An 11,193-nucleotide genomic window follows, 5' to 3' on the forward strand; every position below is an offset into this window, starting at 1 on the left:
CCCGCGCACGCGGGAACCCAGTGACTGCCCTGGCGGATTGAAGACACTGGGCCCCCGCTTTCGCGGGGGCGACCAGCACTACCGCACTTCCGATTCTCTTACTTCGCCAGCTCCGACAGCCGCACCTGGCTGATCTTGCCGCCCTGGACCCAGCCGACCACGGTATCGGCCATCGAGCCGCCCTTGGCGTCGATGCCATCGATCTCGTTCGGGTTCAGCTCCTTCGGCAGCGTCTTCATCGCGTCGGGCATCTTGGCGCGGATCGCCGTGGCGTCGGTCGTGGTGCCGGCCAGCTTCATCGCGTTGGCCAGCGTATGGACCATCGTGTAGTTCAGCGACATCTCGGTGGTCGCATCCTTGCCGTCGTGCAGCTTCTTGTACTTGTTGTTGAAGGCCTGCGTGGCCGGGCGGCTGTCGCTGTTCAGCGGCAGCACGCCGATGGCGCCTTCGAGCATGCCCAGGCCGTTGGTCACGCGCGCCATCTCGTCGAGCTTGGCCTGGTCCATCACGATGAAGCCGCCCTTGAAGCCGAGCTCACGCGCCTGCTTGACGACCAGCGCGGTCGGCTCCGACGGACCGCCGACGAACAGCACGTCCGGCTTGTCGGCGATCACGCGCGAGACGCCGCTATAGAAGTCGGTCGCCTTGGTATAGGACATCGGGTTGTTGCCGACGACCTTGCCGCCCGCCTTCTCCCAGGCCGGCACGAAGGCCTGCACCCACGCCTTGGCGTAGTCGTGATCGGCCGGCACCAGCGCGACGTTCTTGCCGAAGCGCTTCATCTGCGCCTTGACGAACGGTTCGATATAGCCGGTGTACGCCGGCGGGATGCGGATCGTCAGCTTGTTGCCGGCGTCGGTGATGCGCGGCACGCTCGAGTACGCCATCACCATGAACTTCTCTTGTTCGTTGAAGGCCTGCAGCGCGAAGATGCCGCCCGAGTGCGGCACGAACACGGCCGGCGTCTTGTGCTGCTGCACCAGCCGGCGCGCGTTGATCGCCGATTCGGCCGGCGCGTACTTGTCATCGAGCGCGACCACTTCGAACTTGACCTTCTTGCCGCCGACCTCGACGCCGCTGGCATTGAGCTCGTCGACCGCCATCTGGATGCCCGACAGCACGTTCTTGCCGTACAGCGCGGCGCCGCCGGACAGCGGGCCGGTGTAGCCGAGCTTGACCACTTCCTGCGCGAAGGCCGCGCCGGAGGCCAGCAATGCGGCCAGCGCGGTGGCGGCCAGCGGCAACAGCTTGCGGCGGGGTTTGGTGGCGTTCTGCATGTTCCGTCTCCTTAAACGATGAAAGTGCCATCGGGTCGTGGCCCGGATGGTCTTGGTTGAATGCAAATTTCCGCTTGGGTCAATTGCGATCGCAGGACGAAGCCGCTGGGTCCCCGCTTTCGCGGGGACGACACCAGGAGGTCCGTCGTCCCCGCGCAGGCGGGGACCCAGCGTCTTTCAGCAAGCCATTACCCGCCGATATAAGCCCGCCGCACACCCTCGTCATTGAGCAGCGAATCGCGATCGCCCTCCATCACGATGCGTCCGCCCTCGATCACGTAGCCGCGATGGGCGATGCCCAACGCCGCATAGGCGTTCTGTTCGGCCAGCAGCACGGTGGTGCCCGCGCGGTTGATCCGCTGGATCACCTCGAACATCTGCTTGACCACCAGCGGCGCCAGCCCCAGCGACGGCTCGTCGAGCAGCAGCGCGCGCGGCCGGCCCATCAGCGCGCGGCCGAGTGCGACCATCTGCTGCTGGCCGCCTGACAGCGAGCCGGCCGGATCGTCCTTCTTCTGCTGCAGGATCGGGAACAGCTCGTAGACCTCGTCGAGCGAGCGCTTGATGCCGGCGCTGTCGCGGCGATGCACATAGGCGCCCAGCGTCAGGTTCTTCTGCACGCTCATCGCCGGGAACAGCTTGCGGCCCTCGGGGCAGTGCACCAACCCGGCCTGCACGATCTGCGACGGCTTCATGCCGGACAGCTCGCGGCCGTCGAAGCGCATGCTGCCGCCGCTGGTCCGGTGGATGCCGCTCATCGCCAGGAAGATCGAGCTCTTGCCGGCGCCGTTCGCGCCGAGCAGCACCACCAGTTCGCCCGCCTTGGCGTGCAGCGTGATGTTGTCGAGCGCGCGGAAGCTGCCGTAGGAAAGCGATACGCGTTCAAGCTGCAACATGGTCGGCTCCCAGATAGGCTTCGATGACCTGCGGATTGCGCTGGATTTCCGCCGGCGTGCCCTCGGCGATCTTCTCGCCGTAGTTCAGCACCATGATCTTGTCGGCGAGCCGCATGATCATGTCCATCTTGTGTTCGATCAGGCAGACCGTCTTGCCGTGCCGGACCATCTTGCGGATCAGCTCGGCCAGGCCAACGGTCTCCTCGGGATTGACGCCGCCGGCCGGCTCGTCGAGCAGCAGCAGCTCGGGCCCGGTGGCCAGCGCCAGCGCAAAGGCGACGCGCTTGCGCTCCTCCTGCGTGATGTCCGACGCCACCTCATGCGCGAGATGCGACAGCCCGACGAAGTCCAGCGCCTCCTCGGCCTTGTCGCGGCACAGCCGTTCTTCCTCGCGCAGCCGCTTCGTGTTGAACAGCACGTCGCGCAGGCCCGCATGGGTGCGCAGCCGATGGCCGACGATCAGGTTGTCGAGCACGGTGGCGCGATCGAACAGCGCGGTGGCCTGGAAGGTCCGCGCGATGCCCATCCGCGCGATGCGGTCGGCCCGCATGCCCGCCACGTTGCTGCCCTTGAACAGCACCTCGCCCGAGGTCGGCGCATGGGTGCCGGCGACCAGGTTGAAGAAGGTCGTCTTGCCGGCGCCGTTGGGGCCGATGATGGCGTTGATATGGCCGGCCTCGAAGGTCACCGAGACATCGTTGACCGCGGTCAGCCCGCCGAATTTCTTGGTCAGGTTGCGGATCTCAAGCATGGTCGGCTCCGGCGGAAGCGGGGGCGGGGGCAGCGGCCTTGCCGTCGGCCGCGCCGGCGGCGGCATGGCCACCATCGGCGCGGCGTGCCGGCTGGCGCTGGCCGCGGCGCGCGGCGGCGGCACGGCGCGCCTGGCGCTTCAGGTAGGACCCGACGATGCCGTCGGGCAGGAAGATGATCAGCAGGATCAGCACCGGGCCGAACACCAGCATCCGGTAGTCCTGCAGGAACTGCAGCGTCTGCGTGACCCAGGGCACCAGCAGCGCACCGAGCAGCGGTCCGAGCAGCGTGCCGATGCCGCCGACCAGCATCGCCATCACCATGTCGAAGGTCAGGTCGGTGCGCGCGATGTCCGGGCCGAGGAAGCGCACGTGGCCCGCATACAGCGCGCCGGCGAAGCCCGCATAGGCGACCGACAGCACGAACGACAGCACCTTGGTGCGCATCAGGTCGATGCCCAGCGCCTCGGCCAGCGCGTCGCTGTTGCGTACGGCCATGAAGCTGCGGCCCAGCAGCGAGCTGACGATCCGGTGCATCAGGAAGGTGCCGATCACCAGGAAGAACAGCACCAGGTAGTACTGCGCCTGCACGCTGTCGAACGTGACCGGACCGATCGCCGCCGGCACCGGGATGCCGATCAGGCCCACCGTGCCGTGCGTCAGGCTTTCCCACTTCTCGATCAGCAGATAGATGATGTAGCCGATGCAAAGCGTGAAGATCGAGAAGTAATGGCCCTTGAGCCGCAGCGATACCACGCCGACCACATAGCCGACAATCATGCAGACCACGCCGGACAGCACGAAGGCGGCCCAGAACGGCATCTGGTGATCGACGGTCAGGATGCCCAGCGTATAGGCGCCGATGGCCATGAAGCCGCCGTGCGCGAGATTGAGCTGGCCGGTGTAGCCGGTGATCAGGTTCAGGCCCAGCGTCGCGATCGCGTAGATGAAGGCCAGCGTCATCACCGTCAGGTAATAGCTGTTGGTCGTCAGCAGCGGAAACGCGATGGCCAGCGCCAGCAGCAACGCCCAGCCGGTCTTGCCTTGCAATGCGTTCATGTCGAGATGTCTCCTACCTTGTACCTGTCTTGTGCGCATGGATGGGGCGGGACCGTCAGGCGGCCTTGCCGGCGAACAGGCCCTGCGGCCGGATCGACAGGATGATCACCAGCAGCACGAAGGCGATGATGTCCTTGTAGTCGGTCGACACGTAGAAGCCGCCGAAGCTCTCGGCCATGCCGATGATCAGGCCGCCCAGGATCGCGCCGGGGATGCTGCCCATGCCGCCGAGGATGATGATGACGAAGGCCTTGGTGATGACCAGGTGCCCCATCGCCGGATAGACCAGGTTGATCGGCGCATACAGCGTCGCCGCGATCGCGGCCAGCGCGCCGGAGATCGCGAATACCAGCAGCGTGACGCGTGTCGCGTCGATGCCGACCAGCGCCGCGCCCTCGCGGTTCTGCGCCATCGCGACGATGGTCGAGCCGGTCACCGTGCGGGTGAGGAACAGATGCAGCACCACCATCAGCGTGAAGGCGGCGGCGATGATCAAGAGCCGCTGCAGCGGCGCGGTCAGGCCGAACACTTCGACCAGCTGGCCGTACGGCGTCGGCATCCGATGGAAGTCGGCGCCCCACAGCGCCTGCGCGCCGGCTTCGAGAAACAGCAGGATGCCGATCGCCGCGATCATGTCGTGCAGCTCCGGCGCGTTGCGCAGCGGATGGAAGACCAGCCGCTCGGCCAGCATCGACAGCACGGCCACGGCCAGCGCCGCGGCGACCATCGCCAGCCAGTAGTTCACGCCCAGCGACGTCATCATGTAGTACGAGACGTAGGCGCCCGCCATGTAGAAGGCGCCGTGGGCGAAGTTGGGTACGTGCAGGATGCCGTAGACCAGCGTCAGGCCCAGCGCGACGAGGCTGTAGACCCCGCCGAGCGTCAGCCCGTTCAGAAACTGTTGGAAGAACATTGACACCGACTCACCTCATGCAGATCGAAATCGCAAACGGGGACGCGCTCCGGTGACCGGCGCGCGTGGCAGGACAGCACCGCGAGGAACGCGGACTGTCGTTCAACCAATGTGGGGGTCAACTGCGCGGCGTGGCGCGCGTCGAAAAGGGTTGCATGGCGGTCTCCTGAAACGGTCGATCCGGGCCGCAAAATGCCCAGCTTTCATACCGGTTATTCGTGTCGTAATTGGCCGCCGCTTGTCTGTCGCGGCGTCTCCGCACGATCGTTCGTTTTCGTTGACTGTTGCATAGGGCTTGAGGCACAGTCAAGGAATACGGAATAGTCTTTCGCACAGCGAAATAGGGCTTTCCGGCCCGGTGCCGCCGCGGTTTTTACTGCCGCCGCCGGATCGAATTTCGCACGGGTTTTCCCTGTTTTTTTCGCCGCCGCCGCAGTTATCTCCGCTGCGCCGATGCCGCAGTCGCCGCCGCCTGACTCTCCGCCTGGACCGATCATGAAGCGTACCGCCACCGTGATTCCCGTTAGCGCCGAGCCGCCCTCGCCGGTGCCGGCAAGGGCATTGCGCGATGTCGACGACCTGGGTCCGGGAAATCCCGCGGAGGTAGAGGATCGCAGCTTCGTCACGGCGCTCGCGCGCGGCCTCGATCTGCTGCGCGCGTTCGGCCCGCACGACGACTACCTCGGCAATGCCGAGCTGTCGCGGCGCACCGGCATTCCGCGGCCGACGGTATCGCGGCTGACCTATACGCTGACGCGGCTCGGCTATCTGGTCTACGTCGAGTCGCTGGAGAAATACCGGCTGGGGCAGGGCGCGATGGTGCTGGGCCATCGCTACCTGGCGACCTCGGGCATTCGCGAAGTTGCACAGCCGTTGATGCAATCGCTCGCCTTCGCCACCGGCTGCACCGTTGCCCTGGCCACGCCCGATCGCCATGAGATGGTCTATCTCGAAGTGTGCCAACCGCGCGGCGCGCTGGTGATGCGGCTGACGCCGGGTTCCCGGCTGCCGATCGCGACCTCGGCGATCGGCCGCGCGTGGCTCGCGGGTTTGCCAGCGGCGCGGCGCGCGAGCGTGATCGCCGATCTGGAGCGCCACTATCAGACCCGCTGGCCGACGGTCCGCAGCAAGCTCGAACGCGCATTGCGCGACTACGGGCGGCGCGGCTTCTGTGTCGCGCATGCCGAATGGGACCGCACCGTCAGCGGCGCTGCCGCGCCGGTCGTGCTGGAGGGCGGCACCGAGGTGCTGTCGATCAATATCGGCGGCGCGGCCTCGCGGCTGACGCCAGAGATTCTCGAAGCCAATCTCGGGCCGCGCGTGCGCCAGCTTGCCGAGGCGCTGCAGGGACGGCTGTGGCGCGTCCACGGTTGAGCGGACCTGGCCATCGGGACCATCACCAATACCCACGACATCTCGACCACCACAATCATCAAGACAAGGAGACAGGCATGGAGATCAGCAACAAGACCGTCGTCGTCACGGGCGGCGCCACCGGCATCGGCCGTGCGTTGGTACTGGCGTTTGCCAAGGCCGGCGCGCGCGGCATCGCGGTTGCCGATCTGGACGAGCGCGGCGCGCAGCAGGTCGCCGCGGAGGCGGCTGAACTCGCGCCGTCGTGCCAGACCTTCGGCTGCCGCACCGACGTCGCCGACGCGGCCGCGGTGCAGGCGCTGGCCGATGAGGCCACGCGCCGCTTCGGCCAGGTCGACGTGTTCTGCTCGAACGCCGGCATCATCCTGCGCAAGGGCCTCGATGCCACCGCCGACGAATGGCAGCGCATCTGGGAGATCAACGTGATGGCCCACATCCACGCCGCCAATGCGGTGCTTCCGCAGATGCTCGAGCGCGGCGACGGCTATTTCGTCAATACGGTGTCGGCGGCGGGCCTGCTGTCGCAGATCGGCTCGGCGCCGTATGCGGTGACCAAGCACGCGGCGATCGGCTTTGCGGAATGGCTGGAAATCACCTACGGCGACCGCGGCATCAAGGTCAGCTGCATCTGCCCTCAGGGCGTGCAGACGAAGATGCTGTTCGGCGAGAACGGCGAGCGCAAGGGCTTTCTGCAGGAAGGCTCGGTCACCGCCGAACATGTCGCAGCCGTGACGCTGGAAGGGATCCGCGACGAACGCTTCCTGATCCTGCCGCATCCCGAAGTGCTCGAGTACTACCGCCGCAAGGGCCAGGACTACGATCGCTGGCTCAAGGGCATGCGGCGGCTGCAGGAGAAGGTGTTCAGCGAATTCGGCGCCATCGGCAAGCCATGATCTTCCCGTACGCGCCGATAATCGATGCTGATTGACCGATAGAGACCGAACAAGCGTCCAACACACAGGAGAAAAAGACCATGCGGATTACCCGATTCACCGGCGCGCTGTCCGCGCTCGCCCCGGTGCTTGCCACCGCGTTCGCCGCGCCGGCGGCGCAGGCCGAAACCTTCCCGGCCCGGCCGATCCGTATCGTGGTGGGCTTCCCGACCGGTGGGGCGCCCGACACGCTGGCCCGCATCGTCTCCGAGAAGATTTCGCCGTCGTGGGGCCAGCCGGTGGTGGTCGACAACAAGCCCGGCGCGGGCGGCAATATTGGCGCCGAAGCGGTGGCGCGCGCGCCGGGCGACGGCTACACGCTCGCGCTCGGCACGGTCGGCACCCACTCGATCAACGGGGCGGTCTACAGCAAGCTGCCGTACGACATGGTCAAGGACTTCGCGCCGGTGATCCTGCTGGCGACGACGCCCAATGTGCTGGTGGTCCATCCGGGCGTGCCGGCCAAGACCACCGCGGAACTGATCGCGCTGGCCAAGACGAAGCCGGGCGCGCTGACGTTCGGCACGCCGGGCATCGGCACCTCGCCGCACGTGGCCGGCGAGCTGTTCAATACGGTGGCCGGGGTCAAGATCACGCATGTGCCGTACAAGGGCCGGGCGATGGCGATTCCCGACCTGCTGGGCGGCCATATCACGATGATGTTCGACAACCTGCCGTCGGCGCTGCCGGTGATCAAGGAGGGCAAGCTGCGCGCGCTGGGCGTGACCAGCCTGAAGCGCTCGGCCTCGGCGCCGGATATTCCGACGCTGGCCGAGCAGGGTCTGAACGGCTTCCAGGCCGACTCGTGGTTCGCGATCTTCGTGCCGGCCACCACGCCGAAGGATGTCGTGGCCAAGCTCAACACCGAGCTGAACCGGATCTTCACGTTGCCCGACGTGCAGGCCAAGCTGAAGACGCTGGGCCTGGACCCGGTCCTCGGCACGCCTGAAGCGCTGGCCTCGTTCCAGAAGGCCGAGATCGCGAAGTGGGCGAAGGTGGTCAAGGATTCGGGGACGACGCCGCAGTAAGGAACGGGGCACGGGCGCGAGAAGGAGCATCAGACCGCTCGAACCAATCTCATCGCGGTGTTTTTTCTCCCCTCTCCAGCACGCGGGAGAGGGAGTATGCAGGGTGAGGTGAGTGCCTCCGCTACTCCTCCAGCGGCGTCGTAGCCCGTTCCGCCAGCCGATCCGGCTCACCGCGCAGCCGCGCCAGGCTGACTGCCGCACCGACCGCCGCGACGCAGGCTGCCACGCCCAGCGCCGTGCGCGATGCCGACGTTCCCACCAGCGCAAACAGCAGGGCCACCACCGCCGTGCCCGTGGTCTGCCCCAGCAGCCGCGTGGTCGCCTGCGCGCCGCTGGCGCCGCCGCTGCGATGCGGTGGCGTGGCGCCGATCATCGCGCGGTTGTTCGGCGACTGGAACAGCCCGAAGCCCAGCCCGCACATCGCCATGCGCCACAGCACGTCGATGCTGCTGCTGCCGCGATCGAGCATCGCCAGCAGGACCAGTCCGGTGCACAGCAGCGCGAGCCCCAGGCCGGCGAGCACGCTGGCGGGGAAACGATCCGACAGCCGGCCAGACAGCGGTGCCATCACGGCCACCATCAGCGGCCACGGCGTGATCAGCAGCCCGGTCTCCTGCAGCGAACGCCCGAGCTGGTATTCGAGATAGAAGGGCAGCGCGACGAAGGCCAGCATCTGCGTCATGAACGAGCAGAACGACGTGCCGACCGCCAGCGAGAAGGCGCGGCTCGCGAACAGGTCCACCGGCACCAGCGGCGCCGCCTTGCCGCGTTCCATCCGCGCCAGCCACCAGCCGAGCAGCAGCGCCGCGATCAGCCCGCCGACCGCGGTCTGGCGCAGGCTGTCATGGCCGAGGCCATCGACGCCGAGCACGAACAGGCCGATCACCACCGCCGACAGCAGCGCGCTCGGATAGTCGAACGCGCGCGGTTGCGGCGGCGTGACGGGCAGCGCCCAGCGGCTCAGGCTCAGCGCGATGATCGCCACCGGCACGTTGATCGCGAACAGCCATTGCCAACTGGCGAACGACAGGATCAGCGCGCCCACCGATGGCGCGATGCCGGTCGTGATGCCGACGACCAGCGCATTGAGGCCGATGCCGCGGCCGAGCTTGGTGGGCGGATAGATGTAGCGCACCAGCGCCGTGTTGACGCTCATGATGCCCGCGCCGCCGATGCCCTGCAGCACGCGCGCGGCCACCAGCATCGGCAGATTGACCGACAGCGCGCACAGCAGCGAGCCGGCCAGGAAGGTGGCCAGGCCGATCCGGTAGACACGCTTGTAGCCGAGGATGTCGCCAAGCGAGGACAACGGCAGCAGGCAGACGGTGACGGTCAGCTGATAGGCGTTGACGACCCAGATGGTGTGGCCGGGATCGGTGCCGAGCTGGCGGGAAATCGAGGGCAGCGCGATATTGGCGATCGAGCCGTCGAGCACGGCCATGATCAGCCCGCAGAATACGGTCAGGATCGCCCACTGGCGTTGCGGATAGGGAAGACCTTGCTCTGAATGCATCGACGGTACGGCGGGGAAGGCGAGGGTGGCGGCTGGCCGGCCGGTGCGATCGCGCATCGAGGACGCCGCGGCGAGCGGACCGACGGCCCGGCCCGATGCTGGCCGGCGCCGGGCGGCGACATTATCGGCGCAGCGCCGCGCGCCCGCAAATCGCCGCGTTGTGGTATATCGCGCGCGCTGGCATCACGCGCGCATGCAGCGTTTGGGGCAAGACAATGCAGACATGGCGGCGCAAGTCGACGCCCCCGGCGCCGCAACCGGCGCCGCAACCGGCGCCGTGGCGGTGTCCCCGATCAGCGCGCCAGCTGGCCGAGCACGCTCTCGAGCGACGACAGCCCCGTCTCGATCAGATGCGACATGTAGACGTTCATCTGCGGCATCACCAGCATCAGCAACAGCAGGCCGCCGGCCAGCGTGACCGGGAAGCCGACCGCGAAGATCGACAGCTGCGGCGAGGCACGGTTCAGGATGCCCAGCAGCAGGTTCAGCGTCAGCAGCGCGGCCACCAGCGGCAGCGCCAGCAGCAGGCCCGACGAGAATACCGTGCCGCCCGCACGCGCGACGGCCGCCCAGCCATCGGCCGACAGCGGCGTGCCGCCGATCGGCAGCGCCGAGAAGCTGTCGACCAGCGTGGCCAGCATCAGCAGGTGGCCGTCCATCGCCAGGAACAGCAGCATGGCGACGATGCCGAGAAAGCGCCCGAGCACCATGGTCTGGCCGCCGGCGCTTGGATCGAAGAACGAGGCGAACGACAGGCCCATCTGCAGCCCGATGATTTCGCCGGCGTATTCGACCGCGGCGAACACCAGCCGCATCGTGAAGCCGAGCGCGATGCCGACGCCGATCTCGTTGAGGATCAGCAGGAAGCCGTCGAAGGAATAGACCGGCACCACCGGCAGGTTCTCGATGGTCGGCGAGACCGCGATCGCGATCAGTGCGGCCAGGCCAATCTTGGCCTGCCGCGGAATGGTGCCCTCGCCGAACAGCGGCGCGGTGGCAATCAACGCCAGCAGCCGGAACAGCGGCCACAGGAAGGCGGCGATCCATTCGTAGAGCTGGGCCGTCGTCACCGAAACCATCGCGTCGTCTCCGCCGTCGTCCTAGTCGTCGTCATGCGAATGCAGCGAATGCACTGGGCAGGCGCCTCAGCGCACCAGCCCAGGAATGCCCTCGAACACCTCGCGCATGTAGTCGACGAAGGTGTTGATCATCCACGGGCCCACCAGCACCAGCGTGATGAACAGCGCCAGCAGCTTCGGAATGAACGACAGCGTCATCTCGTTGATCTGCGTGGCGGCCTGGAACAGGCTGATCGCCAGGCCGGCGACCAGCGCGACCAGCAGCAGCGGACCAGCCAGCAGCAGCGTCATCTTCATCGCCTGGGTGGCGATGGTCATTACGGTTTCCGGCGTCATTTGGTCTCCGATGCGCTTGCAGGGTCGGCGAGGAACA

Annotated in this window: 11 protein-coding genes; 3 read left to right on the forward strand and 8 right to left on the reverse strand. The window is 67.1% G+C overall.

Annotation, left to right across the window (positions count from 1 at the left end; genetic code table 11):
- Nucleotides 1-98: 98 nt before the first annotated feature.
- From M1D55_RS01115 to M1D55_RS01135, 5 genes are all read right to left on the reverse strand, one after another.
- Complete coding sequence (locus M1D55_RS01115) at nt 99-1,277, reverse strand: ABC transporter substrate-binding protein (RefSeq protein WP_006579506.1); 1,179 nt, start codon at nt 1,275-1,277, stop codon at nt 99-101.
- A 188-nt stretch (nt 1,278-1,465) separates the two neighbouring features.
- Entirely contained in the window at nt 1,466-2,173 is a 708-nt protein-coding gene (locus M1D55_RS01120; RefSeq protein WP_006579505.1) for an ABC transporter ATP-binding protein, read from the reverse strand.
- The gene (locus M1D55_RS01125; RefSeq protein WP_006579504.1) at nt 2,160-2,924 is read right to left on the reverse strand and encodes an ABC transporter ATP-binding protein; all 765 of its coding nucleotides are present in this window, start codon (nt 2,922-2,924) and stop codon (nt 2,160-2,162) included. The genes M1D55_RS01120 and M1D55_RS01125 overlap by 14 nt, the downstream gene beginning before the upstream one ends.
- Entirely contained in the window at nt 2,917-3,981 is a 1,065-nt protein-coding gene (locus M1D55_RS01130) for a branched-chain amino acid ABC transporter permease (RefSeq protein ID WP_064574349.1), read from the reverse strand. Before M1D55_RS01130 ends, M1D55_RS01125 begins: the two co-directional genes overlap by 8 nt.
- Nucleotides 3,982-4,036: 55 nt before the next feature.
- Complete coding sequence (locus tag M1D55_RS01135; RefSeq protein WP_006579083.1) at nt 4,037-4,900, reverse strand: branched-chain amino acid ABC transporter permease; 864 nt, start codon at nt 4,898-4,900, stop codon at nt 4,037-4,039.
- Between the two features lie 489 nt (nt 4,901-5,389).
- Here M1D55_RS01135 and M1D55_RS01140 point away from each other — a divergent pair, with 489 nt between their 5' ends.
- The 3 genes from M1D55_RS01140 (at nt 5,390) to M1D55_RS01150 (ending at nt 8,228) form a co-directional block, all read left to right on the forward strand.
- Entirely contained in the window at nt 5,390-6,268 is an 879-nt protein-coding gene (locus tag M1D55_RS01140) for an IclR family transcriptional regulator (RefSeq protein ID WP_232205464.1), read from the forward strand.
- A 77-nt stretch (nt 6,269-6,345) separates the two neighbouring features.
- On the forward strand, nt 6,346-7,161 hold the full coding sequence (locus M1D55_RS01145; RefSeq protein WP_023264110.1) for an SDR family oxidoreductase: 816 nt from the start codon (nt 6,346-6,348) through the stop codon (nt 7,159-7,161).
- Between the two features lie 80 nt (nt 7,162-7,241).
- Nucleotides 7,242-8,228 (forward strand): Bug family tripartite tricarboxylate transporter substrate binding protein, encoded by a 987-nt coding sequence (locus M1D55_RS01150; RefSeq protein ID WP_456280856.1) that lies wholly within the window; start codon nt 7,242-7,244, stop codon nt 8,226-8,228.
- Between the two features lie 121 nt (nt 8,229-8,349).
- Here M1D55_RS01150 and M1D55_RS01155 read toward each other — a convergent pair whose 3' ends face one another.
- The 3 genes from M1D55_RS01155 to fliQ all read right to left on the reverse strand — a co-directional run bounded on the left by M1D55_RS01155 (nt 8,350) and on the right by fliQ (nt 11,156).
- Complete coding sequence (locus tag M1D55_RS01155; protein WP_232205590.1) at nt 8,350-9,741, reverse strand: MFS transporter; 1,392 nt, start codon at nt 9,739-9,741, stop codon at nt 8,350-8,352.
- A 293-nt stretch (nt 9,742-10,034) separates the two neighbouring features.
- A complete protein-coding gene (gene fliR / locus M1D55_RS01160) occupies nt 10,035-10,820 on the reverse strand; it encodes a flagellar biosynthetic protein FliR (RefSeq protein ID WP_006580046.1) in 786 nt (261 codons plus the stop codon).
- A gap of 66 nt (nt 10,821-10,886) precedes the next feature.
- Nucleotides 10,887-11,156, reverse strand: a complete 270-nt coding sequence (gene fliQ, locus M1D55_RS01165; RefSeq protein WP_023264555.1) for a flagellar biosynthesis protein FliQ — start codon at nt 11,154-11,156, stop codon at nt 10,887-10,889.
- Between the last annotated feature and the right edge of the window lie 37 nt (nt 11,157-11,193).

This window comes from Cupriavidus sp. JZ107 (genome assembly GCF_053903255.1).

Excerpts from the sequence above, each read along its gene's own strand:
- M1D55_RS01115 (WP_006579506.1), bottom strand. The coding sequence starts at position 1,277 with ATGCAGAACGCCACCAAACCCCGCCGCAAGCTGTTGCCGCTGGCCGCC.
- M1D55_RS01120 (WP_006579505.1), bottom strand. The coding sequence starts at position 2,173 with ATGTTGCAGCTTGAACGCGTATCGCTTTCCTACGGCAGCTTCCGCGCG.
- M1D55_RS01125 (WP_006579504.1), bottom strand. The coding sequence starts at position 2,924 with ATGCTTGAGATCCGCAACCTGACCAAGAAATTCGGCGGGCTGACCGCG.
- M1D55_RS01130 (WP_064574349.1), bottom strand. The coding sequence starts at position 3,981 with ATGAACGCATTGCAAGGCAAGACCGGCTGGGCGTTGCTGCTGGCGCTG.
- M1D55_RS01140 (WP_232205464.1), top strand. The coding sequence starts at position 5,390 with ATGAAGCGTACCGCCACCGTGATTCCCGTTAGCGCCGAGCCGCCCTCG.
- M1D55_RS01145 (WP_023264110.1), top strand. The coding sequence starts at position 6,346 with ATGGAGATCAGCAACAAGACCGTCGTCGTCACGGGCGGCGCCACCGGC.
- M1D55_RS01150 (WP_456280856.1), top strand. The coding sequence starts at position 7,242 with ATGCGGATTACCCGATTCACCGGCGCGCTGTCCGCGCTCGCCCCGGTG.
- M1D55_RS01155 (WP_232205590.1), bottom strand. The coding sequence starts at position 9,741 with ATGCATTCAGAGCAAGGTCTTCCCTATCCGCAACGCCAGTGGGCGATC.
- fliR (WP_006580046.1), bottom strand. The coding sequence starts at position 10,820 with ATGGTTTCGGTGACGACGGCCCAGCTCTACGAATGGATCGCCGCCTTC.
- fliQ (WP_023264555.1), bottom strand. The coding sequence starts at position 11,156 with ATGACGCCGGAAACCGTAATGACCATCGCCACCCAGGCGATGAAGATG.